At 63.3% G+C, this 24,866-nt stretch carries 31 protein-coding genes and 1 other RNA gene; 21 read left to right on the forward strand and 11 right to left on the reverse strand.

Going from position 1 to position 24,866, the window contains the following annotated elements; all coding sequences use genetic code 11:
• Positions 1-375: 375 nt before the first annotated feature.
• Positions 376-786 (reverse strand): ferric iron uptake transcriptional regulator, encoded by a 411-nt coding sequence (gene fur, locus ACVOLI_RS02300; protein WP_282271992.1) that lies wholly within the window; start codon positions 784-786, stop codon positions 376-378.
• A gap of 104 nt (positions 787-890) precedes the next feature.
• On the opposite strand from fur, the gene ACVOLI_RS02305 reads away from it, so the two are divergent.
• Entirely contained in the window at positions 891-1,280 is a 390-nt protein-coding gene (locus ACVOLI_RS02305; protein WP_481533370.1) for an outer membrane protein assembly factor BamE, read from the forward strand.
• 22 nt (positions 1,281-1,302) lie between these two features.
• Here ACVOLI_RS02305 and ACVOLI_RS02310 read toward each other — a convergent pair whose 3' ends face one another.
• Positions 1,303-1,560, reverse strand: a complete 258-nt coding sequence (locus ACVOLI_RS02310) for an RnfH family protein (RefSeq protein ID WP_481533371.1) — start codon at positions 1,558-1,560, stop codon at positions 1,303-1,305.
• A 3-nt stretch (positions 1,561-1,563) separates the two neighbouring features.
• A complete protein-coding gene (locus tag ACVOLI_RS02315; RefSeq protein WP_282271976.1) occupies positions 1,564-1,992 on the reverse strand; it encodes a type II toxin-antitoxin system RatA family toxin in 429 nt (142 codons plus the stop codon).
• Positions 1,993-2,042: 50 nt separating this feature from the next.
• Here ACVOLI_RS02315 and smpB point away from each other — a divergent pair, with 50 nt between their 5' ends.
• Positions 2,043-2,546, forward strand: a complete 504-nt coding sequence (gene smpB / locus ACVOLI_RS02320; RefSeq protein ID WP_296246245.1) for an SsrA-binding protein SmpB — start codon at positions 2,043-2,045, stop codon at positions 2,544-2,546.
• Complete coding sequence (locus tag ACVOLI_RS02325) at positions 2,546-2,965, forward strand: GNAT family N-acetyltransferase (RefSeq protein ID WP_481533372.1); 420 nt, start codon at positions 2,546-2,548, stop codon at positions 2,963-2,965. Before smpB ends, ACVOLI_RS02325 begins: the two co-directional genes overlap by 1 nt.
• Here the strand turns inward: ACVOLI_RS02325 and ACVOLI_RS02330 are convergent.
• The gene (locus ACVOLI_RS02330) at positions 2,962-3,579 is read right to left on the reverse strand and encodes a hypothetical protein (RefSeq protein WP_481533373.1); all 618 of its coding nucleotides are present in this window, start codon (positions 3,577-3,579) and stop codon (positions 2,962-2,964) included. The genes ACVOLI_RS02325 and ACVOLI_RS02330 overlap by 4 nt on opposite strands.
• A gap of 125 nt (positions 3,580-3,704) precedes the next feature.
• Between ACVOLI_RS02330 and ACVOLI_RS02335 the strand changes: the two genes are divergently transcribed.
• From ACVOLI_RS02335 to ACVOLI_RS02350, 4 genes are all read left to right on the forward strand, one after another.
• Complete coding sequence (locus ACVOLI_RS02335; protein WP_481533374.1) at positions 3,705-4,088, forward strand: DUF6713 family protein; 384 nt, start codon at positions 3,705-3,707, stop codon at positions 4,086-4,088.
• Positions 4,089-4,177: 89 nt separating this feature from the next.
• Positions 4,178-4,531, forward strand: a transfer-messenger RNA (tmRNA) gene (gene ssrA / locus ACVOLI_RS02340).
• A gap of 302 nt (positions 4,532-4,833) precedes the next feature.
• Positions 4,834-6,219, forward strand: a complete 1,386-nt coding sequence (locus ACVOLI_RS02345; RefSeq protein ID WP_088375435.1) for a site-specific integrase — start codon at positions 4,834-4,836, stop codon at positions 6,217-6,219.
• 2 nt (positions 6,220-6,221) lie between these two features.
• Positions 6,222-6,452 (forward strand): hypothetical protein, encoded by a 231-nt coding sequence (locus ACVOLI_RS02350; RefSeq protein ID WP_088375436.1) that lies wholly within the window; start codon positions 6,222-6,224, stop codon positions 6,450-6,452.
• 815 nt (positions 6,453-7,267) lie between these two features.
• Here the strand turns inward: ACVOLI_RS02350 and ACVOLI_RS02355 are convergent.
• Positions 7,268-7,777: a DUF4684 domain-containing protein gene (locus tag ACVOLI_RS02355; RefSeq protein WP_253247590.1), complete on the reverse strand. Its 510-nt coding sequence runs from the start codon at positions 7,775-7,777 to the stop codon at positions 7,268-7,270.
• Between the two features lie 384 nt (positions 7,778-8,161).
• Here ACVOLI_RS02355 and ACVOLI_RS02360 point away from each other — a divergent pair, with 384 nt between their 5' ends.
• Entirely contained in the window at positions 8,162-8,587 is a 426-nt protein-coding gene (locus tag ACVOLI_RS02360) for a hypothetical protein (protein ID WP_481533375.1), read from the forward strand.
• Between the two features lie 72 nt (positions 8,588-8,659).
• On the forward strand, positions 8,660-9,085 hold the full coding sequence (locus tag ACVOLI_RS02365) for a hypothetical protein (protein ID WP_481533376.1): 426 nt from the start codon (positions 8,660-8,662) through the stop codon (positions 9,083-9,085).
• 46 nt (positions 9,086-9,131) lie between these two features.
• On the opposite strand, the gene ACVOLI_RS02370 is transcribed toward ACVOLI_RS02365, so the two are convergent.
• On the reverse strand, positions 9,132-9,440 hold the full coding sequence (locus ACVOLI_RS02370; protein ID WP_088375439.1) for a hypothetical protein: 309 nt from the start codon (positions 9,438-9,440) through the stop codon (positions 9,132-9,134).
• Positions 9,441-9,545: 105 nt separating this feature from the next.
• Between ACVOLI_RS02370 and ACVOLI_RS02375 the strand changes: the two genes are divergently transcribed.
• Entirely contained in the window at positions 9,546-9,893 is a 348-nt protein-coding gene (locus ACVOLI_RS02375) for a helix-turn-helix domain-containing protein (protein WP_088375445.1), read from the forward strand.
• On the opposite strand, the gene mobQ is transcribed toward ACVOLI_RS02375, so the two are convergent.
• Complete coding sequence (gene mobQ / locus ACVOLI_RS02380) at positions 9,859-11,805, reverse strand: MobQ family relaxase (RefSeq protein WP_088375444.1); 1,947 nt, start codon at positions 11,803-11,805, stop codon at positions 9,859-9,861. The genes ACVOLI_RS02375 and mobQ overlap by 35 nt on opposite strands.
• Positions 11,806-12,184: 379 nt before the next feature.
• On the opposite strand from mobQ, the gene ACVOLI_RS02385 reads away from it, so the two are divergent.
• Together ACVOLI_RS02385 and ACVOLI_RS02390 are read left to right on the forward strand one after the other, a co-directional pair.
• Entirely contained in the window at positions 12,185-12,550 is a 366-nt protein-coding gene (locus tag ACVOLI_RS02385; RefSeq protein ID WP_088375440.1) for a conjugal transfer protein TraD, read from the forward strand.
• Positions 12,547-14,190: a type 4 pilus major pilin gene (locus ACVOLI_RS02390; protein WP_088375441.1), complete on the forward strand. Its 1,644-nt coding sequence runs from the start codon at positions 12,547-12,549 to the stop codon at positions 14,188-14,190. Before ACVOLI_RS02385 ends, ACVOLI_RS02390 begins: the two co-directional genes overlap by 4 nt.
• Before the next feature lie 12 nt (positions 14,191-14,202).
• On the opposite strand, the gene ACVOLI_RS02395 is transcribed toward ACVOLI_RS02390, so the two are convergent.
• The gene (locus ACVOLI_RS02395) at positions 14,203-14,775 is read right to left on the reverse strand and encodes a hypothetical protein (protein WP_088375442.1); all 573 of its coding nucleotides are present in this window, start codon (positions 14,773-14,775) and stop codon (positions 14,203-14,205) included.
• A 422-nt stretch (positions 14,776-15,197) separates the two neighbouring features.
• Between ACVOLI_RS02395 and ACVOLI_RS02400 the strand changes: the two genes are divergently transcribed.
• The 9 genes from ACVOLI_RS02400 (at position 15,198) to ACVOLI_RS02440 (ending at position 23,149) form a co-directional block, all read left to right on the forward strand.
• Positions 15,198-15,512 (forward strand): type II toxin-antitoxin system HigB family toxin, encoded by a 315-nt coding sequence (locus ACVOLI_RS02400; protein WP_481533377.1) that lies wholly within the window; start codon positions 15,198-15,200, stop codon positions 15,510-15,512.
• An 8-nt stretch (positions 15,513-15,520) separates the two neighbouring features.
• Complete coding sequence (locus ACVOLI_RS02405; RefSeq protein ID WP_481533378.1) at positions 15,521-15,874, forward strand: helix-turn-helix domain-containing protein; 354 nt, start codon at positions 15,521-15,523, stop codon at positions 15,872-15,874.
• Positions 15,875-16,183: 309 nt separating this feature from the next.
• Positions 16,184-16,696: a GNAT family N-acetyltransferase gene (locus tag ACVOLI_RS02410; protein WP_481533379.1), complete on the forward strand. Its 513-nt coding sequence runs from the start codon at positions 16,184-16,186 to the stop codon at positions 16,694-16,696.
• Between the two features lie 246 nt (positions 16,697-16,942).
• Positions 16,943-17,230 carry a hypothetical protein gene (locus ACVOLI_RS02415; protein ID WP_481533380.1) on the forward strand — a complete coding sequence of 96 codons (288 nt, stop codon included), beginning with the start codon at positions 16,943-16,945 and terminating at the stop codon, positions 17,228-17,230.
• Between the two features lie 176 nt (positions 17,231-17,406).
• Entirely contained in the window at positions 17,407-18,402 is a 996-nt protein-coding gene (locus tag ACVOLI_RS02420) for a C13 family peptidase (RefSeq protein WP_481533381.1), read from the forward strand.
• A gap of 87 nt (positions 18,403-18,489) precedes the next feature.
• A complete protein-coding gene (gene dbpA, locus ACVOLI_RS02425) occupies positions 18,490-19,866 on the forward strand; it encodes an ATP-dependent RNA helicase DbpA (protein WP_296246288.1) in 1,377 nt (458 codons plus the stop codon).
• 36 nt (positions 19,867-19,902) lie between these two features.
• Entirely contained in the window at positions 19,903-20,994 is a 1,092-nt protein-coding gene (locus tag ACVOLI_RS02430; RefSeq protein WP_481533382.1) for a sensor histidine kinase, read from the forward strand.
• Positions 20,991-21,698: a LytR/AlgR family response regulator transcription factor gene (locus ACVOLI_RS02435; protein WP_481533383.1), complete on the forward strand. Its 708-nt coding sequence runs from the start codon at positions 20,991-20,993 to the stop codon at positions 21,696-21,698. Before ACVOLI_RS02430 ends, ACVOLI_RS02435 begins: the two co-directional genes overlap by 4 nt.
• A 113-nt stretch (positions 21,699-21,811) precedes the next feature.
• The gene (locus tag ACVOLI_RS02440; protein ID WP_481533384.1) at positions 21,812-23,149 is read left to right on the forward strand and encodes an acyl-CoA thioesterase/bile acid-CoA:amino acid N-acyltransferase family protein; all 1,338 of its coding nucleotides are present in this window, start codon (positions 21,812-21,814) and stop codon (positions 23,147-23,149) included.
• 7 nt (positions 23,150-23,156) lie between these two features.
• On the opposite strand, the gene ACVOLI_RS02445 is transcribed toward ACVOLI_RS02440, so the two are convergent.
• Genes ACVOLI_RS02445 through ACVOLI_RS02455 form a run of 3 tightly spaced genes read right to left on the reverse strand, consistent with a single transcriptional unit; the run spans position 23,157 to position 24,859 of the window.
• Positions 23,157-23,501, reverse strand: coding sequence for a hypothetical protein (locus tag ACVOLI_RS02445; RefSeq protein WP_481533385.1), 345 nt, complete (start codon positions 23,499-23,501; stop codon positions 23,157-23,159).
• Positions 23,501-24,283, reverse strand: a complete 783-nt coding sequence (locus ACVOLI_RS02450; RefSeq protein WP_481533386.1) for a thioesterase family protein — start codon at positions 24,281-24,283, stop codon at positions 23,501-23,503. The genes ACVOLI_RS02445 and ACVOLI_RS02450 overlap by 1 nt, the downstream gene beginning before the upstream one ends.
• Before the next feature lie 33 nt (positions 24,284-24,316).
• Positions 24,317-24,859: an adenine phosphoribosyltransferase gene (locus tag ACVOLI_RS02455; RefSeq protein WP_481533387.1), complete on the reverse strand. Its 543-nt coding sequence runs from the start codon at positions 24,857-24,859 to the stop codon at positions 24,317-24,319.
• Between the last annotated feature and the right edge of the window lie 7 nt (positions 24,860-24,866).

Genomic DNA, 24,866 nt, shown 5'->3' on the forward strand with positions numbered 1-24,866 from the left:
GCTTTGGGCTTTGGGCTTGGGCTTGGGCTTGGGCTTTGGCTTGGGCTTGGGCTCTGGCTTTTGGCTCTGGTTCTGAAGCCCCTCTCCCGCCTGCGGGAGAGGGGTTGGGGTGAGGGCAGCTCTTGGCTCTTAAGGCTCCGCTCCAAAAACACCCCTCCCCAACCCTCCCCTTCGCTGCACGAAAGGGAGGGAGCAAATCTCAAAGCGGAAGCACCGCCCGCTGACGCCTGACCGGCGAGGCCCCTGCCGAGCATGGCTCGGCACTACATCCAAGCCTCTTGCCTGCGGTGAGCGGGGAGCGCAAACAAAAACACCGGCCATTGGCCGGTGTTCTCAATTCAGCAGCAACAGCCCAGAGACTGCGCCGCCAAAGCCTTATTTACGCTTCTTGCGCACATAGAGCACCAAGGAGTGCTCCTCCAGCTCGAAACCGTGTTCCGCAGCGATCTTCCGCTGCAGCTCCTCGATTTCCGGGCTTTCGAACTCGATGATCTTGCCCGAGTCCACATCGACCATGTGGTCGTGGTGGCCGCCGCGGTCCAGCTCGTAAACCGCCTGGCCGCCTTCAAAATTGTGCTTGAGGACCAGCCCGGCCGCCTCGAACTGGGTCAGTACACGGTAAACCGTGGCCAGCCCGATCTCATCACCGCAATCAAGCAACTGGCGGTAGATGTCTTCGGCGGTAAGGTGGTGGTGTTGGGGGGTGTTCTGTTCAAGCAGGGCAAGGATGCGCATCCGCGGATGCGTTACCTTCAAGCCGACTTTGCGCAGGTCATTGGATTCCATAGCCATCGTGTTCATTGGCGGTTTAACGCCAGTTATCTCCGGTCAGATCGCGCTGGGTGCCGGGGAGTGTATCATCGACCTGATTTCCTCAACCGCCCTACCTAATGCGCAACCTACTGTTGATCGCCGTTGTCGCCCTGTCCACTACTGGCTGCGGCATCATCTACAAGCAGCCCATCTATCAGGGCAACCTGATCCGTGAACAGTCCGTTGCGCAGCTGCAGGCCGGCCAGAGCAAGCAGCAGGTCAACGCGCTGCTGGGCACGCCGTCCATTGCCGACCCCTTCCATGCCCAGCGCTGGGACTACACCGCCAGCCAGCGTGTGAACCGCTTGGGCAAGACCGAGGTGAAGAACTTCACCGTGTTCTTCGAGAACGACCTGGTCACCCGCTGGGAAGGTGAGTATTTCCCGACCCAGGATGCGGATCTGGCCCGTAACAGCGTGCGTCAATTCGGCCGCAACCTGGCCAAGGACAAGAAGAAGGGCCGCTGATCCAGCGCCCCCCTTCGCAGGGTCAATCGCCGCCGCGCGCCCGCCGGCGGCGATTTTCTTTGGGGTCGGCCAGCAAGGGGCGTAGCAGCTCCACCCGGTCACCGTCCTGCAGCAACTGCTGCGGACGCGCCAGCACGCCGTGCACCGCCATTGCCGCCGCCTCGGCAGCGCCATCCAGCGCCGCCTCGGCCACCGCATCAGCGACCGTGCAGCCCTCTGGCAGCTCAAGCTGCCGCAGCTGGTAACGGTTCGGCCAGGCCAGCACCACCTCTACACGCATCGCTCAGAGTTCCTGATCGGCCACGCGCACGAAATCGTTGACCATGCGATCGGCCAGGCCCTGGAAGCCCAACGCCAGGGCCGGCCCGAGCAGGCGCGAGGTCGGCTCGAACTCCAGCTCCAGGCTGACCTTGCAGGCGCTCTCGGACAGGGCGTGGAACTCCCAGCGGCCGTGCAGGCGCTTGAACGGGCCTTCGCGCAGCTTCATATCGATGCTGTGCGGGCGCTGCAAGGTGTTTTCGGTCATGAACCAGGTACGGAACGAACCCAGCCCCAGATCCAGCCGGGCAACCAGCCGCTCCTCGCCCTGCTCCAGGATTTCCGCTTTGTCACACCAGCGGAACCGGCCAGGATAGGCGGCGACATCATTGACCAGGTTGAACATGCGCTCGGCGGAGTGTTCGACCAGCGCGCTGCGACGAATGGTAGTCATGGCAATACAGAAAGTGTTCGGGGAGCCCCCGAATCGGAGACAATACGGAAATGAGCACGAAACACAGCAAGGATAAAGCAAAGAACGGGACGGCCGACAAAACCATCTCGTTGAACAAGCGCGCGCGCCACGAATACCACCTGGAAGAGCGGGTCGAAGCAGGCCTGGTGCTGCAGGGCTGGGAGGTCAAGGCCATCCGCGCCGGTCGCGGCAACATGACCGACGCCTACGCCTATGTGAAGGATGGCGAGATCTACCTGATCGGCGCGCAGATCACACCGTTGATCCAAGCCTCCACCCACACCATTCCGGAAGACCGCCGCCAGCGCAAACTGCTGCTGCACCGTCGCGAGATCGACAAGCTGATCGGCCGGGTCGAACGCGATGGCTACACGCTGGTGCCAACCGCGATGTACTGGAGCAAGAACAAGATCAAGCTCGAGATCGCGCTGGCCAAGGGCAAGCAGAACCACGACAAGCGCGATACCGCCAAGGAACGCGACTGGGCCCGCGAAAAGCAGCGCGCGATGCGTGCCCACAACCGCAACGCCTGATGTCGGCACAGCGCGCGGTGCAGGTCGCCAGCGCGCAGGATGTGCAGGCGCTGTGCGCACGGCTGCTGGCCTTCAATCGCAACGCCAGCGGCAACAGCTTCGATGAGCTGCCAGTGCAGCTGGCCAGCCATGACCGGGACGGAACCCTGCGCGGCGGACTGCTCGGCGACGTCTGCGCAGGCTGGCTCGCCATCCATGTACTGTGGGTCGATCCGGAGCTGCGCGACCAAGGGCTGGGCAGCCAACTGCTGCTGGAAGCCGAACAACAGGCCAAGGCCGCAGGTGCACACAGCGTTGTGCTGGACACCTTCGACTGGCAGGCCGAGGGCTTCTATCTGCGCCACGGCTACGAAGTCTTCGGCCGTCTGCCCGACTTTCCGCCCGGCCACGAGCGCATCTATCTGCGCAAGACGCTTTAACCCATCAAGATCCGGCGCAGATGGCGTCGCTGGGTTCCGGGTGCCTGCAAGGCCGCGTACAGCACGCTTAGGCTGACCACCTCGCTCAGCTCGGCAGCTTTGCGGTTATCACCGCCGAGCCACTGCCTTGCCTCCTCGGCAGCTTCCGGCGGCAACACCGCCAGGATCGCGGCATCATCCAAGCCATCAACCTGCAGCTGCAGCGCGCGTGAGAACCGCCATACCCGCGCGGTATGGATCAGCAACTGAGCCAAACCCAATGCCATCGCGACGACTGCAGCCCGCTCCACCCCGGCGGCCGCGAGTCCAGACCATGACGATTGCAGCACCAGCAACAGCACTACCGCCACCAGATAGACACCAAGCCAGCGCTGGCACACTTGGCGCACCCACCCCAGAAGCCCGGCGCAGAGCAACAACACCAGCGGTGCGAGCTGCGGCCAATAGCTCCGCCCCAGCCACGCCGTGATCAGCACAACAACCGCCAGCAACAGATAGAGCGAAGCCGGCGCCAGCGCGCGTCGCCGAAACCCGGTTCCAACTCCACCCGCCAACAATCGCAGGCTGCGCTTCTGCATGACCACTTCCACCGTCGCAAACTTGATGGCAGCCATGGTCCGCCGGCAAACGTCGCAGAAAGGTCGGCGCGGCGTTAAGCCTCACCTGGTGCGTTCAAGTTGATGCGACATCGCAGCCGCACGTGGTCATGAAGATTGTTGACTAGACTGGCGCCCCACCAATGAGTTCTTTGACGATGGATCGCTGGTACACCGCAACGCTGCTGTCGCTGATCGTTCACCAGATAGATGCCGCCTACTGGCACGAATGGGATATGTTCCATGTGCCCGGCGGCATACAAGGCTTTCTGCTGTTCAACGTACTGGCATTAGGCCTACTGCTCCACGGCTATCGGCAGGTGGCATTGGCTATGCCACAAGCAAGGCGTTATGCCCTGCTCTGCGGAGGCATTGGTGTGCTGACCGCCCTGCTCCACGCCGGCTTTGCCGCAGCAGGCAAAGACCAGTTCGATCTGCCTCTATCCATCGCAACCATCGCCGCCTGCCTGGCAAGTGGTACCGGCCTTTTGCTGAAAGCCCGGCAAAACCCCAATTCACGCGGGTGACTGTTCAGGCTTTTCCCTGTAGCATTCGTTTCGTCAGCGAGGCCGTGGTCAGAACATCGTCTACAGCCCTCATGAATCAACGTCTTACCGGGGGTGCACTGGTTTCGACGGGGGTTGTGAAGTCGCTTGGCGCATGCCGAGGGGGTAGCTTTCCTCGTAAATCCAGCTGCAAAACTCTAGTTGCCAACGACGACAACTACGCTCTCGCCGCTTAAGGCGTAAGCCCCGAACCCACTTGTGCCCGTGCTCGTGGATGTAGGGTCATTATCACGGAACCGGCTGTGACGGCTGCCTGTCAGTCACGGCTTAACCAAAACAGGCTGGTCCTGGGGTGCGCTTTGCACACCGTGCTGCCACAGGACGAGACCCAACGGTGAGCTAAGCATGTAGTGCCGGGGATGGAGTGCCTTCGGACGGCGGTTCAATTCCGCCCACCTCCACCATTCTCACCTGCAAAACTAGCGTAAGTAGCTTGATTTTGCAAGGTTTATTGGTGATTTACGAGCCTCAAACGATACCCCTTCAAGGTATCGTTTGAGGTATCGTTTTGCCCAAACCCTTTCTGTTGAAGCGCGCCAGCGGGCTCTATGCCCGCTTTCTTGTGCCCGCTGACCTGCGCTCGCTGTTGGGGTGCCGCTTCCTCGTCCGCGCCCTGCCCGGTCGAGGCGACGCCGCCCGACTGGTCGCGGCACGCATGGCGATGGCACTATCAGAGTCCTTCAAGGCGCTACGCACAGGGACGATAGTGAACGACGACATCAAGGACATCTTGCGCAGGGTGCGCGAGAACGGGCATCAGGACCTGACTATCCAACAGGTGCGCCTGCCCAACGGGCTGACGCTCGGCGGCGTGGAAATCAACACGGCCGAGGACCGCCGCCTGTTCCGGCAGACCGTTCAGGACTTGAACGCCCTGGCAGCAAAAGACCCGCTCATGGCGGGCATGCACGGGTGGGAACCACCACGGCCCCCAGCACCACCTGCGCCTCCCGCCGGGCCGCTGCTCTCCGAGCGCATTGACGTCTACCTCAGCGACATGCGGCGAGCCCAGCGGGCCGTGCGCAACGTGATGGACACCGAATACACGCTGCGCCTGTTCCTCGCCCTCGGCGGCGACAAGGCGATTGAAGAGGTCACGGCCACGGACGTGCGTTCCTTCCTGGACGCCCTGGCGGTCTACCCGGCAAATGCCAGCAAGAAAGCCGTGTTTCGTGGCCTGACGCCCCTGGAAGTGGTGCAAAAGGCGAAGGGCGGCGGCCACCCCACCCTGCTGGAACGCACCCAGGAAAAGCGCCGCGACCACTTGGCCGCTTTCTTCAACGCTCAGGCCGACGAGGCCCTCATTCCCAAGGCGCCGCACAAGGCCATCATGAACCGCTCCAAGTCCAAAACTGATGCCCCAACCCGCGAACCCTTCACGCCCGCAGAGCTGGCCGCGCTGTTCGATTCCGAAGCCTTTCCTGAGTGGGCCAGCAAATACCCGCACCGCTGGTTCGGCTCTATCCTGGGCGTGGCCACGGGCGCGCGCATCAATGAGTTGGCCCAGCTCTACGTCGATGACGTGGCCGAGGTTGGGGGCCACTGGGGCATCCACATTCGCGCCCAGCGACCGGACCAGCGGCTGAAGAACGCGCACTCCTCGCGTTTCGTCCCCCTGTCCGACACCGTGCTGCAGGCGGGGTTCCTGGCGTTCGTCGAGGACGTGAAGCGCGCCGGGTTTGAACGCCTGTTCCCGCACCTCCAGCACACAGAGGCCGGCGGCTACGGCGACACCATGGGCGACCAGTTTCGCGCCTACGCCATCAAGCGCGGCCTGACCGGCCGCCTGAAATCCTTCCATTGCTTCCGCCACAACATCGTGAGCAACCTGGTCAACGAGCGGGGCATTGCCATCCAGGTGGTGCAGGAAATCACGGGGCACGACCTGACCTTGCCCAGCGGCCTCAGGCACTACGTCAATCCGGGCACCATCCCGAAACGCTTTGACGCGCTGAATGCGTATGGCCCGCCGGTGACACTGCCCGCCTACACCTCCGGCCAGTTTGAGCTAGCGTTCAAGCAGGTCCGCCACATCGAGCGGCGGCGCGCAACGGCCGCGAGCAAACGCCACTCAACCAGCCAGAAAGGATAGCCATGGAAACATCACCCAAATCACTGAAAGCTGCTTCGCTGAAGGATATCGAGGAAGCTATTGCGCAGGCCCTCTCTCAGTTCACCGCCTTCTCGCCCACTGTCGAAATCCGGGCATTCGAAGTGGTCGAAGCAACCGCAATCGATGTATTGACCCGTGACACCTATCGTTTTGAGCTGAAAGTGAAGGTTCCGAAGCATGACCCCACCAAAGGACACTTCGATTTTGAATGAGCGCGCGCCCGATATGCTTTGCAGTAACAGAAAAGCACTCATGCGTTTGCCTTCTCAGAGCCTAAAGCTTTGCTAAAGCTCCCCTGCTTTTGCCCTTCGGCTTCGGGGTCGCCTCCGGCTCCCCCTTGCCGAAGGGCAAAGTCTCCCCTAACCCCGCTGACTAAAAGCGGTGGGGTGGACTTGGCCCGTGCGTTGCCCCGTGATGGCGGCCCCTAGCACTCAGGGCGTGGTGATTCTCTGCTCTGCACCACTACGACAGGTTCACGCGAGCAACCGCGCCGGGTCCGGGTCCTGTCACCAAGGTTCTCATGGCGTCTCTCCGGTGTTGCTTTACTTTTCCCGTGCCCAGGCGCGTTTTTCCTGGGGCTTCTCCTAGCAACGAACCATTGGTAACGGGACCGCGAATGGGAGACGCTGCTGGGGCCAGATTGAGCACTCCCCAGTTACCATCGACATCTGCGTTACCTGGCTGGCGCGAGTTTCACCCCCCTCGCTTTACTGCCTGCGCACCCGGTGGCGGTCAGCCCGAGCCCGCAATGGGCTCCCGGAAACCGTGCGCACCCCAACTCAATGGGTCGTCGTGATACGGCTACCAACGGCCTTCGGGCTGGGCAGACAGGGAGGAGAGAAAAGGAGGGGGGCTTGCGGGTCCGTCCAGGCTTGCTAAGGTGTCCTCAAGGGGCACCGCCTGGGCATGTCGTAGCTGATTCCTACATTTGCTCGCCTCCGAGTCGCTCAAACTCGGGGGCCATGAATCCAAACTAAGACGCCCTCGGCTTTTGTCAAGCCGGGGCGTTTTCGGCTCGGAAGGCAACTTAGGAAGCGCGACCATCCACAAGGAGCGCGTTGAAGGCTTCGCCTATTGCCTTCTCCGTCTCCTGGATTTGCTCCAGAGCAGCTTGGATGTGGTTATGGAGTTCCTTCTCATCACCCCCGTCAGGAACGTCTGACGCGATTTTCCAGGCGCTGTGGAGGCGGCTCGTCTGAGAGAGCGCAAACGCCAAGCGGTTCGCAGTCCTCTCGCCAAATAGGTCTGCTTTTTCTAGAAACTGTGAAGGAAGTTCCACTTTTACTTCATAGGCTTTGCCTGCAAAAACTCGCCTCAGCGCCTGGCTGTCAATCAGATCCAGGAGAGTCGTTGTATCGCCGTTTGATGGAACGACTGACGCTCGGAAGCGCGCGATGTCTATCTGTGCTGCTCCGACCGGCGCCGTCATTATCTGGGCCAGCAAGCGACGGGTGGCGGCCCGCTCCCTCGCCCTTCGCATGCCGTCCGCTATCCATATGCCCAATGCGATAAGAGCTGCAATGGCTGTCCAGTCCAAGCCTGAGTCTTTACAGAGCCACACGGATTCACCATCCTTCAGTCGTAGCGGTTGAAGCAATCCTGCTTGCGCGCGTGATCCTAGGCAAGACCTTAACGAGGCCGGTTCGATACCTGGTAGGAGACGGATGTGCTCGTAACAAAGGTTTTAGGCCCGTGCCCCGCCTGCGGTCATGGGCGATACGGCAATGTAGACGTATACGGCAATCATGTCCTTCGGGGATGCGAGCGTTGCCGGGTGTCAGAGCAGCTCTGGCTTCCCCCACTTCGCAAGAAGATCCTATATCTGGACCAACCGTTTTTCAGCGGGGCGTTTCGTGGGGGGGAGAGGAACCGTCACTATGTCGAACTCGCAGACCGCATACAACGCGCAGCCTCGGCGCAGTTGGTCACCATCCCCCGCTCTTCGATACACGACTACGAGACGCGGCTTTGGGAACGCGGTGACGAGCTCTTGGAGTTCATCAAACGAACAAGCCGTGGCCACACATTTGAGAGGGCATACAACGTCGAACGCCGGCAGATACTGGCAGGGTTTAGACGCTGGCTCGCAGGCGAGGTGGCAGCCTATCCGTTAACCCAGTCCGAGGCGCTTTCTGAGCGGGTGCACGACTGGGATGGCTACTTTGTGGTGGGGGTCCGGCACCAGCCAGGAGACAACGAGGCCCAGCGAGAGTTCAAGCGGCAGTCGTTGGAAGGTTTGCTTAACCTTTTCGACGGCTGGCGGGCGTCTGAGGAAACGTTTGAGCAGTGCGTTGCCGGAGAGCTGGCCGGAGCGAAAAGACTTTACCTGGATACCTTCCTCACCTAGTTCACAAGGGTGGGGCAAGGGGATTTCTCCGCTCTGCTTGACTCTCCAATAATCTCGAAGGTGGTGGAGCAGATGCGGCATCTCCTCCCGCCAGAGCAAACGTTCCAAGAATCAATGCGAGCCTGTGCTTCCTTCTTCGATTCCGAGCATTTCGCGCAGCTTCCATTCCAGCATGTGCGTGCTTGCTCATACGCCACGCTTCAGAGGATGGTTCGGAACGGCGCTTATGTAAATCTTGAGCGTGCTCGCGGGAAGCTGAGCGGGTTCTACTCAGATGTGGACCATGCAGCGTTCTACGCACCATATTGCGATGCCATAGCGTTGGACCAGGCGATGGCAGAGCTGATGGGTGAAAGAGGAATAGACCTGGAGCAGGCCTTCGGAGTAAAGGTGTTTAGCCTGAATCACCTCGAAGAGTTCCATGGCTGGTTGGACGCGTTAGAGGCGGGCGTCACCGATGAACATCGTCAGGCCTTGTCCAACGCGTATCCAGAGTGATGCCTTCTTGGTTGTTCGCACGCATCCGCAGCTAAGCATCCCCGTGTCAGGAAATGATGCTCAGCGCAAGAATCGCCAGCATCGGAACCATGGCGATGAGCCCGATGAAGCCCCAGATGCCGCAGGCCGTGATTGCCCATAGCTGGCCCACATTGAAGTGACCAGCGCTGCGCTGTGCAGCCGCGTATGCCGCTGCGGGTTGGAGTCGCTCCGCGCGCCTCCGCAGCACGCGGGACATCACTGGCCCAATGATGAACCCAAAAGGTCCGGTTAACAGAACCGCGACGCAGAAGCAAAGGGTTAGACGTGCCTGCGGGGTCATCACTGAGGTGGTGGGGGCTGGTGCGTAGTTCATGGCCGTTCCCTGGGCGGGTAGCGGGGTGCTACCTTTAAGGTAGAGACTACCTCAAAGGGAGCGTTGCAGTCATGCTGAAAGTTGGTCTTTTTGCCGGTTGCGCACGTGTCCCAATCACCCCCAGCCCCCCGCCAGCTTTTCGCCGACCGGCTGAGGCAGGCCCGAGCACTGCGCGGGGTCGGCAGCCAGCGCGCCTTAGGTCTGCTCATGGGGCTTGATAAGAACCTGGCCGGCAACAGGGTCAACCGGTATGAAAGCCAAGCGCGGGGGATAGACCTGGACGGGCTGGGCAAGCTCGCCGAGGTGCTTGGCGTTCCAATGGCCTACCTGGTGGCCGAGGACGAAGCGATGGCCGACGCGGTGCTGGCGCTTGCTCAGTTGTCTCCGGAGCAACGCGCCAAGGCGGTTGCGGCCCTGCTCAAGGCCGCGGGGACGGACGACGGGGCGGACTGACCGACTCCGTTGGCCGCAAGGCCTGCTCCGGGGTCTGCGGCACCGGGCCCATCTCCCGCATCGGCGCGAGCTCGTCAGTAGGTTTGACGGGCGGGAAGTGCTTCGGGAAGTGCGTCAAAAAATCCGCCTGCGCAAGCTCGAACGCCACCCCGGCTTGGTTCTTGGCCTCCCGGGTCGTATCGCGGAGCTTCCGAGCCTGCTGCTCCTGCGCCTTCGCTTGCCGCTTCTGTTCCTGCGCCGCCTGGGCAGCCTTGTCTTCGGCGGTAGGCCGTCCCACCTTGCGCAGCGCCGTAGACAGGAAATCTGCGGGCACCGGGAAGGTGTTGGCGTCAGCCACGGCCCTGCGCCGGGCCAACCGAGCCTGTTGCCGTTCTTCGCTCGCCTGCACATGTGCAGCCCGGCATTCGAGCAGGTCTGTGTGGCACTTGATGAGTGCGCGAGAGGCAGAACGTTGCTCAGGCGTGGCGTTGCTGTTGCCAGATTGAAGGGCCCGGCGTGCCACCTTGAACATCTGTTCAATCATTTCTTCTAGATTCTTCGCCGCCTGGTCTCCGGCCATGATTTCCGCCTGTCTGTTCTGTGTGTGTTTGCGTGAAGCGCGCTCGATGCCTGCCGCCCCCTTGCCCTGCTGACCGCCCCCAACGGGGGCCTGCCGGGGCATGGATGACCCGGCTTTGTGCGCAGCTGGACGCTGTGCACGCGCCTGGATGGCGGCCCCTGCCCTGGGTGTCAGCTCTTGGGCTGAAATCCTGAGCACCGCTGGACGAGGGTCGTGATATCGCGGTGCATCTGGCCGCAAAACACGACTAAATCCGCCGGCTTCGGGCGCTCGTCGTCCCCCCGCGGCCAAGCCAGGGTTAAGGCTGTGGAGTGGGCGCAGCGCAGGCACGCGCTCGTCGCCAGGTCCGGGTTTTCGGACTCGGACAGCATCAAGGCTATGTCGAGTGAGAGCGGGGGCGCGGCGTCGCTGGGGGTGGGCTGAGTCATGGCGTGAGGCCTGTGGGGTAGAAGGGGAACTGCGAGACGGGGCGGCCGACTGTTGGCGCTCCAGCAACGCACGGGCGTGCAGGGCCTGCTCGTCGACCATGCCCAGCCGGCCTTCGGCGGCGGCTTGGGACTTGAGTTCGCGGAAGCGGTCGGCCTGGGCCTGGGCTTGCTGGGCGTTTTCGGCCCGCACCCTCTGGACGCGTTCGACGCGGGGGCTGCGCTTGCCCCGACGGGCGGCAGCGGTGGCGGTCCGGCCCACCTTGGGCTCCGGCTGGCGGTCCAGCTCGGCGGCCTGGGCAAAGTCGCCCACGGTGACGGCGGCCATCTGCCGGTCCAGCAAGCTGCGGTGGTCCACGCGCGCGACCAGGCCGGCGCGTTCCAGGTGGGCGTTGATGGTGTCGGCCACCTGGGCGCGCACTTCTTCCACGGCCCCGGTTTTGCGGTCGTCCAGTTCGCGCGTTTTTGCGCCCAATCCGGTCGGCTCCATTCGCCGCGTCGTCGCCAAAATGTGCACGTGGTGGTTGCGCTCATCGGCCTTCTTGTCCGGGGCATGGATGGCGAACATGGCCGCAAAGCCGAAGCGGTCCACTAGGTTGGCGGTGATGTCGCGGGCCAGCTCTGCGCGTTGTTCCTCGGTCAGCTCGTGCGGCAGCGACACCAGGAACTCCCGTGCCACCACCGAGTTTTTCCGCGTCTCGGCGGCTTCGGCAGCGTTCCAGAGTTGGGCCGGGTCTTGAACCCACTCGAGGGAGCCGGCCGGGGCCAAAATGCCCGAGGCCACCACGCCCTGCTTGCGGGTGTAATCGTGACGCTCGCCCGTGCGCAGGTCGGTGACGTCTAGGCCCGCGCGATACGCCGCGCCGGCCACGGCGCTGGCGCCCTGGCTTCGGCTGACGGTTTTGATTTCGCAACGGTAAATGGCCACACGGTCCCCAAGCTTCGGCAAACCCGCCAGTCCCCGTTTACGGGGGCGTCCGGCGGAAGGGGGCAGCGAGTGCGTAGCGCTCGCGGGGTGTCGGGGGCGAAGCCCCTGACCGCGGGCAAACTCGAAGAGTTTGCATAACCGCGCTCTTGTTGTTTTCTTCGGGCGCTTCGCACCCTCTGAAAACCGCATGAGAACCGGGCTGCTCGCTGCGCTCGCTGGCCCCTACATCCAGCGTCCCATGCACGCAGAAACTGTCAACTTTTTAGCCAAAATAAAAAGCGGCGCTCGCTGCTCGCTCGCGCCAGTTTTGGGGCGATGCCCCTTGCGCTCCGCGCTGAATCTGCTTGCATGGGTTATCAGGACTTAATGCAGGCGTGCCGTGGCGGATGTTGAGAAGCAAAAACTAAAACTGGCGAAGATTCTTGAAGTCGCCGCGAAGGAGCAAGCAAAGCTCATGCTGGCCGAGAAACAGCAGAAGCAACGGCAGGCCCGCCACGCCGCACGCGAGAAGGCCAAGGAACGCGCCGCACTGTTTCGCAGCGCCGATGCGCACCGCAAGATTGTGCTCGGCGGGTTGACCATCGCTGCGGGTGCGGACGACTGGGACCCGGCAGAAATCGTCGGGGCGCTCCTGGTCATTGCAACCCAACTAGAGCGTGAGCCGCAAAAGCGGGAAGCACTGCGGGAACGCGGCATCAAACACTTGGAAGAACGTGCAGCTGCACGTGAGGCGGCACGATCATGAGTGCTCTGCGTCCTAACAAACTCGTCATGGGCTACACCTTGGTCGAGGTTCTGCTGGTCCTCGGCGTCTCGTCCGCGATAGCGGCCGCCGGCTGGCTGTTGTTCGGCCCGACAAGCGTGGCCGCAGATGTGAAACAGACGCAGTTGGATTTCAGCGAAACGGCCAACGCCATCGACCGTAGCCTAGGAATCCTCGGGGGCTTCTCCGGGCTGTCAACGTCCCTCGTTAAAGCCGACGGCCTGGCTGCGCAGCGTCTCCGCCGCGATGGCGGCCTGCTCAACGCCTGGGGCGGTTCGGTCTCTTTCCTGCCGAACACGGTGCGACGCGGAAACGACTCGTTTTTAGTCGAAACCCGCGACGTGCCCAAGTCCGCGTGCGTCCGGCTGATTGGGGCCATGGCCGGCGATTCGGCTGTTTGGGATGCTCAGGTCAACGGCCAGTCGGTCTACGTGGGCCACAAATACGACCCCGCAACCGCTACGGTCGCCTGCGAGCGCGACGGCGGGGACCGGGTCGGTTTTGTGTATTTCTCCGGCTTGGCGTCCGGCTCGTCAGTCGCGGTGTCACCCGTTGCACTGCCCCCTGCTCCGCCATCGGTGGACCCGGTCAACCCCAGCACTCCGGTGGGCCCGGTCGATGGGGCCCCCGAAGTGGACGATGCAATGCCTGGAACGCCTGGCGTGGTGCCGCCCGGACCGCCGGCGATACAGCCGCCGGTCGTGCCAACGGCCCCGCCAGCACCAGCAACTCCGACGACTCCCCAGCCGTCGCCGGTTGTCACGCCGACACCGACGCCGACACCGTTGGCTACGTGCGCAGTGCCGTCACCCGCGTCGAGAACTGAGACGGAAAGCCAGGCCGTGGGTTGCCCTGCCGGACAGTTGGGCAGCCTGGCCCAGAGCCGCAGCCGGGCCGGCACCTATGCCTGTCCTGAGGCTTGGGCCGCCCCGGTCCTGACCTGGGGCGGGTGGAGCGCCTGGGCCACCACGTCCAGCACATGCGCGCCGGCCTGCGTGCTGCCGAACCCCAGCATGCAAACGAATACCGAGACCCGCATCGCGTCGCAGACGCTGGCATGCCCATCGGGCCAGCTCGGGGGCATCACGCAAACACGGCAGGAACAGCGGACGCAGACCCGTGCGGCGTCCTGCCCGGCGCCCACCGGGACGTATGCCTGGGGCACCTGGTCGGCGTGGTCGGCCTGGGCTGGCATCACGACCTGGGTCACCACCTCCAACACCTGCACAACCCCGGCACCACCGGCAAAAACCTATCCGTCCTACAGCGGGAAATCGTGGATTTCCTGGGGCGACGGTGGGCTTTACGGCTGGGGCGTGTTCTGCTCGGTCTCTCAGTTCTACGCTGACCAATCGCACTGCACGCAGAGCGTTAATACCAACGATGACGCGACGTTTTCCCCTGTAATGCCTCAAGAGCAGGCGTTGACGACAGAGCGCCGGTCCTGCGTTGCTGCGCTTCAGCAGAAGCTGACCCCGATGCCTGGATTTGGCTCCCCAAGCACCGGGACCGTGAGTTGGCCGACAGAGTGCGCATGTGAAACGGTGGGGGCCGGGTCAGCCTTCTACTGGCAGAGCGTGGGCGCATCCGACTGGTCCGCTTACGAGTTCAAATGCCCGTAAACGGCCATTGAATCACTCAGTGGAGAGAGAGACCGGGCCATGGCGCTCGGTCTTTCCATTGATGAGCTGCAGCAAGGTGCCGCCCGCTACCAGCCATCCATTTCCGTTGGCACGGTCGGCCTTGCTGAAGCCGGCCGCCCCGTCGTTGCGCAGCGTCGGGGCTCCGGCATTGCCGTCCCGATAGAACTGGCTCCAAGCCCTGGCTGCCGGCGTCATCGTCAGCAGCCTTTGCCAAGGGTGGCTATGAATGGTTTCGCCGGTAAAGACGAAGCCTTCCAGCACATCGCTGGTCCGAATGGCGCAGCCGTGGGGGACGCCATCCGTGTAAAGGCGGAACGAAAAGCGCTGCCCATCGCTGGCGATTGCACCGCAGGCCTCGGTTCCGCTCTGCCGGGTGAAGTCGTGAAGCGCGCGGCCAGACCGAATAAGGAAATCAGCCAATGCTTCCCCTGGTTCGCTGGAGTAGTCGCCCAGGTGCTGACGCTCCCAACCCTGTTTGATTCCGGTGGGCGGAATCGAACCGCCCTGCGCCCAAGCCGGGCCGCCGGCCACCAATGCCAAAACTGCCAAGATTTTCCACAGCATGCCGTCCTCTTTCGAGAACGGCCGCCCACGAGCCCCTTACCGTGCTGCATGCTACGATTGGGTATCGTTTGAGGTATCGTTTTGAGGGGACGGCGTCACCGGCTTTTCCTTGCAGTTCAACTGCTTAGGAAGGGGTGCCAGGACGATCCGCCCACCTCCACCATTAGATGGACCGTCAAGGTCCCGATCAGGCCGGAAACCCAGTAGCAGCAGGGGTTTCCGGCCTTTTTGTTTCCGCGTCCACGCGACTGCGGGAGTGCCCTTGGGCATTTGGAAGGAAGCTTCTCGCGCTGTGGCTTCATCCCGGCGCCCCACTTGCCCGCGCTTGAAGGCCTCTTGGCTTCTAGTTCCTGGAAGGGCGGGGCCTGACCAACCGACGACTCTGGACCAACAGCATCTTGCCATAGTCCCAATTTGGGACTATGGTTGCCGCCATGCGAGTCATAGCCCTTTCGACGCTCAAGGCGTTCTGGCAAGACAAACCTGAATATGCCGATGCCGAAGAGCCGACGATGGCTTGGTACAAACATGTTGCAGCGGCGGACTGGAGCCAGCCAGCGGAGGTCAAGTCGGATTTCGGCAGTGCAAGCATCCTCAAGGACAGCAGAGTTGTCTTCAACATCGCAGGCAACAAGTACAGGTTGATCGTCTGGATCAACTATCACTATCGAGTCGTATACGTGCGTTTCATTGGTACTCATCCGCAGTACGACGCCATCGACGCTCAAACCATTTGAGGTGATCCATGGATATCAAACCCATTAAAAATGAAGCCGATTACCGCGCAATGCTCGGCGAAATCGACGGCCTGATGATGGCCCTTCCTGACACTCCAGAGGGTGATCGCCTCGATGTCCTCGTCACGCTGGTGCAGGCTTATGAAGCAAAGCACTATGCGATTGAAGCGCCCAATCCTATTGCGGCCATCAAATTCCGCATGGAGCAATCTGGGCTCACGGTAAAGGACCTGGTCTCCAGCATTGGTCAGCCGAACCGGGTATATGAGGTACTGAACGGCAAGCGCGAGCTGACACTCCCAATGATCCGCAAGCTACACAGGAACCTTGGCATTCCCGTAGAGAGCCTTGTCGCAGCCTGACCCCCTTTCCAAGCCTCATTGTCTGCGGCCTCCGCAGGTCGGCGTCTTTCCTTGTTCATGGACAGATGACTGATTGCAGAGCTGGTCGGGGCAGTCGCGCTGATCAATGCCGCCTTCAACCCGCACATGAGGCGCTGATCAGCCCAGGCACTCATCACAGCCTCGCGCCCTCCCCCATTTACGAGCAGCAATCAAGGCTGTCTTGGCCCGTACCCTGGCTTCATGGCGCGGCCTCATTCCTCGCGGCCTGTCCTGCCCGTCTCGTAGCTCAGGTGGGCACCAGAGCCCGCTCCCGCGTGGCGGAATGTGATGGTCCAGGTTGACGAACCGCGATTCGCCGAAGCCATCAGAACCAATCGCAAGGAGATAGAAGTGGAAATTTCCGTTCGTTCTGCCACTGCTGCTGACATGGAACCGGTCGCCTCGCTCTTTGATCAATACCGGCAGTTCTATGGTCAAATTTCCAATCCCGGCTTGGCCCGGGAGTTCATTGGCGCCCGTCTGCGGGAGGGATCTTCCCTGATCCTGGTTGCGGCTGATTCCACCAGCAGTCTTCTCGGCTTCACCCAACTCTATCCGCTGTTCGATTCCGTTGGTGCTACCAAAAGCTACGTTCTCTACGACCTGTTCGTGTCTCCAGACGCTCGCCGCCTGGGCGTGGCCAGAAAACTGATGGTTGCTGCGGTTTCTGTTGCGAAGGGGCTTGGTGCTGGACGCATTGAGTTGCAGACCGCGAAGGACAACATCCCTGCGCAAAGACTCTATGAAACGCTCGGGTGGGCGCGCGACAACGACTTCTACATCTACGCCATCTCACCGTAAGACAACGCCGATGTTGGCAACACTGGCCAGCCGCCCGGGATCAATCCATCCCCATTACGCTGAGGTCGACATCGACGCCGGCGCCTGGTTGGCGATGCAAGCCCCTTGGGCGCCCTTCCAGCCCCTCGACAACGGCTTTGTCAGATAAATCCTAGGCCAAGTAAGGTGTATCCCTCATTGAGGTAGTGGTATCCCCGACAGCACCATTACAGGCTATTGGCTGGCAGTCATAACAGCAGGTGCTGTATGGACTACGAGAAGTTGCGCGATCACTTCGACGTTCTGGCACAGCAGGTCGTGCAGGACGCTACCGCGCTTGGCGAATACGAGCGCAAACAGAAGCTGCTGGAGATGCACCAGCTTGTCGACCGGATTGTCGAGGTTGTACCGGACGATGACGAGCAGGCCGACGTCCTGTGCAGGCTGGAAGATCTGGTCTACCGCGCCAACAGCGCAATCAATGCCGCCGAGCAGCTTGAGAATCTCAGGAAGAAGTGCGCCCTGGCCTATGGCTGGTCATCGCTGGCGGACTGAGCGTCGCGCTGACCGCTACGGGATTGCGCCAGCTACGGCGCGCGGTCCCAACACCTGCAAAAGCATCCAGGCGCCAACTCCGGCACCATAGCCACCAAGGCCGCCTCCTGGCGCGCACTGGATGCAGCACGGTCAGCTTGATCGTGCTGCCATACCCACCGTCATGGATTACGGCAATGGCAGCCCAACGCGGTTCCCAGCATTCCTCTACCCGGCTGATGAAAGCCGTCGCCAACGTGTTTTTGGCAGTCTGTGCGGTTTGGCCTGCACTCGCCGGCGCCGCAGCAGCACCCGAGCGGCAAGCCACCACACCCAAACTCGAAGGCAGCCAGCTCACGATGCTGGACGCCGCATTGGCGGGCTTGCCAGCCCAGCGCCCCGGCGTGACCGACATCTATGTACTCGGCGTGGCCGGCGATGCCGACGAAGACGTGTTCCCCAATGAAGTGGCCTACCTGCGGCAACTGTCCGCAACACGCTGGGGTGCCGAAGGCCGCATGATCAGCCTGGTCAACCAGCCTGCCCTGGGCCATGGCGGTCCTCCGCAGGTTCTGGCTACCGCCGACAGCATCGGCCATGCCCTCAATGGGCTCGGGCAGAAGCTGGACCCGGATGAAGACGTGCTGTTCCTCTACCTGACCAGCCATGGCCTGCATGACAACAGCGTCTACCTGCACACCGGCCGCGACCAGGAAGACTATCTGGCACCGGCACAGCTCGCGCGGATGCTGGATCAAGCCCAGATCGGCAATGCGGTGATCGTGGTCTCGGCCTGTTTCTCGGGCGCCTTCGTTCCGGCACTGATGTCTCCGCAGCGCATGGTGATCACTGCCGCGCGCAAGGACCGTCCATCCTTTGGCTGCGGCAATACCGATAGCGCCACCTGGTTTGGCCGCGCCTTCCTGGTCGAGGCCCTGAACGCCACCAACGACTTCGCCCACGCCTACACACTGGCTGCAGGCAGCGTCCGCCGCCGCGAAAAGGAGCAAAGCGAGCTCCCCTCCGAACCGCAGTTCAAGACCGGCAAGGCCGTGGCTACGGTGCTCGAACAATGGCGTGCAGGCTTGCCGGAGACACCTGCCGTGCCCTATCCCTTCGTTTACCAGCGCCCTTCCGGGGCCAAGACCGTCACACCCAGGAGCAAACCTGTCACCAATAATCGCAAGAGCTGATTCCGCCCCACCGACACTGGATGAAGCAGACCCAGCTACCCATTCAGGAAGGCAAGCGCCGCCGCCCGGCTTCTGCGAAAATATGGCATGACTGACTTCTCTTCCCTGCCGCTGTCGCCGGCACTCGCTCCTGGCATCGACGCGCTGGGCTATACCTCGATGACGCCGGTACAGGCGCTGGCCCTGCCGCCGATCCTGGAAGGCCGCGACGTGATCGCGCAGGCCCCGACCGGCAGCGGCAAGACCGCCGCCTTCGGCCTGGGCCTGCTCAACCGGCTCGACCTGTCCGTCAGCCGCACCCAGGCGCTGGTGCTGTGCCCTACCCGCGAACTGGCCGACCAGGTCGGCAAGCAGCTGCGCAAGCTGGCCACCGGCATCCCCAACCTGAAGCTGCTGATCCTCACCGGCGGCATGCCGCTGGGCCCGCAGCTGGCCTCGCTGGAAGCCCATGACCCGCAGGTCGTGGTCGGCACTCCCGGCCGCGTGCAGGAACTGGCGCGCAAGCGCGCATTGAACCTGGGCCAGGTCCGCAGCTTCGTGCTGGACGAAGCCGACCGCATGCTCGACATGGGCTTCGAGGAGCCGATCCGCGAAATCGCCGGCCGCACCCACAAGGAACGCCAGAGCCTGTTGTTTTCGGCCACCTTCCCGGAAGCGATCCGCGAACTGGCCCGCGCCCTGCTCAACGAGCCGGCCGAAGTCACTGTCGATGGCCAGGCCGAGGCACCGGCCATCCAGCAGCTGTTCTTCGAGACCGAGCCGGCCAACCGCCAGAAGGCGCTGGGCGGCTTGCTGCTGAGGTATACGCCGGAATCGGCGGTGGTGTTCTGCAACACCCGCAAGGACGTTGACGAAGTGGCCAACTCGCTGCGCCAGTTCGGCTTCTCGGCGTTGGCGCTGCATGGCGACATGGAACAGCGCGACCGCGACGAAGTGCTGATGCAGTTCTCCAACCGCAGCTGCAACGTACTGGTCGCCAGTGACGTGGCCGCACGCGGTCTGGATGTGGAAGACCTGGCTGCGGTGGTCAACTACGAGCTGCCGACCGACATCGATACCTACCAGCACCGCGTAGGCCGTACAGGCCGTGCCGGCCGCAATGGCCTGGCATTGAGCCTGGTTGCCGGCCGCGAGCGCAGCCGCGCCGACGCACTGGAAACACAGCAGGGCAAGCCGCTGAACTGGCAGAAGACCCCGCTGGCAACCGCGCGTCCGGCTGAGCTGCCACAGGCGGCGATGACCACCCTGCGCATCGATGGCGGCAAGACCGACAAGCTGCGTGCTGGCGACATCCTCGGTGCACTAACCGGCGACGCCGGGCTGTCGGCCAAGGCGATCGGCAAGATCGACATCTTCCCGACCCGCTCCTATGTGGCCATTGCCCGTGAGCAGGTAGGCAAGGCCCTGGCCCGCCTTGAAGCCGGCAAGATCAAGGGCAAGCGGTTCCGCGTTCGCAAGATGTAAGCAGGTGCCGGCCCAGCCCGGCGCTTGAGCGCACACATGACTTTCCAGCCGGACACCCGCTCTTCCAGCATTGCGGCGGATACGCACGCCACGGCCTTTCCGTGGCGTGCGGTATCCGCGGCTTGGCTGCTGCTGATCCTGGTCACCCTGCCGGCAGTACAGCTCACCGGCCCCTCCGCTGGCAGTCTGGCTCCCGTCGAGCTGATGCGTTCCCTGCTGTTCCTGCTTGGCATCTACAGCCCCTGGCTGCTGGCAACGCCTGGTCTTTGGCGGCTGTGCGCACGCTGGCCACTGGGCATGGGCCGCGATGCCCGGGCAGCGAGCAAGCTGCTGGCCGCCGGCATTGGCATCATTCCTGCGCTGTCGCTGATGGGCTGGATGTTTGGCTACCACCTCTCGCAGCTGGCGTTGCCCCGCGCGCTGCCCGACAGCTGGCTGCATGCGGTTGTCGCCACCAGCCTGTTCGCGCTCCCAACCTATGTTGCTGTCATCGGCATCGGCCAGGCACTGACCTATATCCGCCGCTATCGCCGCCGTGGCGAGCTGCTGGCGCAGGCGCGCGAGCAAGCATTGCGGGCACGCCTGAATCACCACTTCCTGTTCAACGCGCTCAATGCGATCGGCGCGCTGGGTTATCGCGATGCAGAGCGCGCCGACGCTGCCTTGGCGCAGCTGGGTGATTTGCTACGTAACCTGCTGCAGAGCGCCCCCTTCGTCGCCCTGCGCGAGGAAGTGGCGCAGGCGATGGCCTTCATCGAACTGCAGCGACTGCTGCAGCAACAGCCAGTGCAGGTGCAACTGCAGGCCAGCGCCGATGCTTGGGATGCGCGCGTGCCCAGCCTGCTGCTGCAGCCATTGATCGAGAACGCCGTGCGCTTCGCCAGCACCTCGGACACAGAGGACGCCACGATCAGCCTGCAGTTCGAGTCGCGCGATGATCTGCTTCACCTGCAGATCCGCAACCCGCTTGGCGACGCTGCCGCCGGCATGGGAATTGGCCTGCAAGCCAGCCGCGAACGCCTGCAGGCGATCTACGGCGAACTTGCCACGCTGCACGCGCAACGCGAAGATTCGCACTATCAGGTCACCATCCAGCTGCCACTTGCCAGCAGCGAGCCCGCCGCATGATCCGCACCCTGCTGATCGACGACGTCGCACTGGCCCGCGAAAAGCTGCGCCACCTGCTGGGCGCGCATGCGGATATCCAGATAGTCGGCGAGGCGCCCAGCATCGCCCAGGCCCGTTCGCTGCTGGCTGCCGAACCTGTCGAACTGTTGTTGCTGGACATCCAGCTGCCCGGTGAAAACGGCCTGCAGCTCGCGCGCAGCCTGGCTGCACCTGCACCGGCGATCATCTTCACCACCGCCCATGCAGAACATGCGTTGGCGTCCTACGAACTGGGCGCGGTCGACTATCTGCCCAAGCCACTGGATGCCAACCGTCTTGCCGTCGCACTGGACCGGCTGCGCAGGCATCTGGCACGCGAGACCCCCAACCCGCTGGCACCGCTATGCATCCGCAATGGCAGCCGCAGCGACTACGTATCACCGACCGACATCGACTACATCGACAGCGCCGGCCACTATGCCTGCCTGCATGTCGGCAAGCAGGTGCACCTGTTGCGCGAGAGCATTGGCCGGCTCGCCGAGCAGCTGACGCCGGCCGGCTTCGTGCAGATACAGCGCGCGGTCATCGTCAATTGCGCACGGGTGCGCTGTCTGCTGCCACGCCGCAATGGCGATGCGACGCTGGAACTGCTGGATGGCACCCAACTGCCACTGAGCCGGCTGCACCGCGACGCCTTCGAAGCGAAGATGGGCAAGGTCGGCTGAGACGCACGGCTCATGCCACGCCCGGCACGGCCTGCGCCATTGGTGGCGTCCAGCTGTTCCGTTGCACTTCCAGTAGCGGCAACATCGCGTGCCGCTCCTCGCTCACACCACCCATGCTCAAGCACCTCTTGCTTCCGCTGCTGCTCGGCTGCAGCTCCCTGGCCTATGCCGCCGAACTGCGCGTACATCCCGTGGACGGTCCAGCCGATCAACCGGTGCAGATCAGCGTTGCCGGGCTGCTGCCAAGCCAAGCCGTGAAACTGCAGCTTTCCATGCAGGACAGCAGCGGCAACCGCTGGCTGGCGCACGCCAACTACCGTGCTGATCACAACGGCATTGCCGATACCGCCACTGCCGGCGCCGAGGCTGGCAGCTACGCAGGTGTCGATGCAATGGGGCTGTTCTGGTCAATGCGGCCAGAGGCAGGTAAGGGCAGACCCACGCCACTGCCGATGCGCAGCGAACCCGACGGCCTGCGCTATACGCCGGTAGCGATGCAACTGGAGGCCTTCGTCGACGGCGAGCGGATCGCTCAGCAGACGTTGTTGCGGCGGATCAACGCGGCCAATGTCGTTGCCACGCCTTTGCAGTTGCAAGGAGTGGTCGGCAATCTCTATCACCCCGCTGGTGCGCTGGACGACGACCGCCGCCATCCTGTCGTGATCACCCTGGGCGGCGCCGAAGGCGGCATCGATACCGCGAATCTGTACGCCGCCTGGTTGGCGTCCAACGGTTTCGTCGCCGTGGCTGTTGCCTATTACCGGATGCCCGGACTGCCCAAGGATCTGATCCGCGTCCCCATCGACCCGGTCAGCGAAACGGTCGGCTGGCTGCGCGCCCAGCCCTTTGCCGGCAAGGTCGGCGTGATGGGCGGTTCCTGGGGTGGCATCGTGGCAATGGCAGCCGCCACACATGATCCGCGCCTGCAGGCGGCAGTGTCATGGGTAGGCAGTCCCGCACCGTTCCGCGGTATCCGCCGTGATGTACCGCCGGCCGATTTCCGCGCCGTGGATGAGCCCGCCTTGAGCGTTGGTGGCCGCGACCTGCCGTTCCTGCCCTATGTGGAGCAGCTCAACTGGAATCAGCCTGGCGCGCACGCGGCAGCATTGGAGCAGGCGATGCTGCCGATCGAACGCATCAACGGCCCGCTACTACTGGTCGCAGGTGGTGACGACCAGCTCGGTGTTTCCGGCGAGATGGCGGCATTGGCGATGCAGCGCCTGAAGCGTCGCAGCACGCCGCAACCAGACGCCTTGCTGTACTACTCGGACGCTGGCCATCTGATCACTCCCTTCCTGCAACCCACCACCTTCCGCAGCGACACCGGTCCATACATCCCGGTTGGTGGCACTGCCGAAGGCTACGCCCGCGCGGACCGGGAAAGCGGCCCGGCAGTGTTGGCATTCTTGCGGCAGGCGCTGGCCGAAGGGGACATCCGGCTGACCCGCTGAACCCGCTTCAGTCGGCGCGAGCGCGCAGCGTCACCCGGAATGCCGCGGCAACAACCGCTACGCTGGCTGCGCCAAACAGCGCCAGCGCAGTGGCCTCGCCGACGCCACGATGGATCAGCAGCAGGTACACGCCGATGCAGCTAGCCTGCGCAAACAATGGCCAGGCAATACGGCGGAAACCGCCACGGAACACGCGCCAGGCCAACACCGCGCTCAGCAGCCAGCCACCGGCGAACGCCAGCGGGTCCAGTGCTGGCGAGAATTCATAGACATTGCAGATCACGAACCACGCGCTCCAGCCGAGCATCGCCAGCAACAGCGCCAGTCCACCCAACACCCGCAGGGCGCGCATCAGGCAAACACCGCCACGCTCTGGCGGCCGCGCATCACCACCCGGCCCTGCTCATCCCAGGCCTGCATGTCCTGCGACGAATAACCGTCACCCGCATGCTGGCTGAAGGAACGCAGCAGGAACCATTCGCCCTGCGGCGAAGGATCGAGCAGCTCAACGTTCCAGGTGATCGAACTGATCGGCGCAGCAGCTCGGAAACTGGTGAATGCCGCCGGCGGCATCGCATCGCCCATCGCGATCAGGGCTACCGCCGGGTCTATCCCGCCGGCGTCGCGATGGCGGATCCAGGTTAGCAGCTCGGGAATCTCCGCAGCCGACACCGGCATCGCGCCACCGGCAGGACGCATCTGGAAGTTGCGGGTAAAGGCTGGCGCAAAAGGCATCGCCGCCATGTCGAAATCGCGGTACGCGGCAGGCCCCTGGGCCGGGCGCTCGCCACCGAAATCATGCGCAATCGCGCTTTCGCGGGCGCGGCCGAACACCAATGACAAGCGCGCCGCCAAGGCATCGTCGGAGAACACATCCACGCCGACATTCACCACCGACTTGCCCTCGCGCAGTACTGCCGGCACGAAACGCAGCAGACCGGCTGCAGGCCCGATGAAGGTCACCTGCATCGCGCGCAATGGCGGCAACACGCCTGCATGGCTTTGCATCGCCGCGGCCACCGCCAGCGCACTGAGCACGCCGCCGTAGGCAGTGCGTCCTTGTCGCCAACTGTCAGGGAGCAGCAGCCCTTGTTCACCATCGAAGGAAGACAGCAGCTCACTCAACGTCGGCATTCGGGACTCCGCGGATTGGGGTGGACCAGGTACTCAGTACACCAGTGTAGCGGCCAGCGGCAAACCATCAGGCCAGCGCTCACGGCCGCCCAGTCCGTCCAGCTCCACCAACACCGCGCCGCCAACAACCTGCGCCTCAAGCTGCGCAGCCAACTGCAAGGCGGCGAGCAAGGTACCGCCGGTGGCCAGCACGTCATCGACCAGCAGCACGCGCGCACCCGGCGGGGTTGCGCCGACGCTGACTTCGATGCGATCGGTGCCGTACTCCAACGCGTATTCCTGCTTCAGCGTTGCGCCCGGCAGCTTGCCCGGCTTGCGCACTGGCACGAAGCCCACGCCCAGTTCCAGGGCCAGCGCGGTACCCAGAATGAAGCCGCGCGCCTCCACGCCCAGCACCGCATGCAAACCAGCGTCGCGCCACGGCTCGGCCATCGACTGCACGGCGGCACGGAAGCAGGCGCCATCGCCCAGCAGCGGGATGATGTCCTTGAACAGGATGCCGGGCTTGGGGAAATCAGCGATGTCGCGGATCGGGCGCGACCATTCGGGGTAGGCAGGAGAAGTCATATCAGTCATTCGTGGA

The sequence above is a fragment of the Stenotrophomonas sp. STEN029 genome (assembly GCF_056760015.1).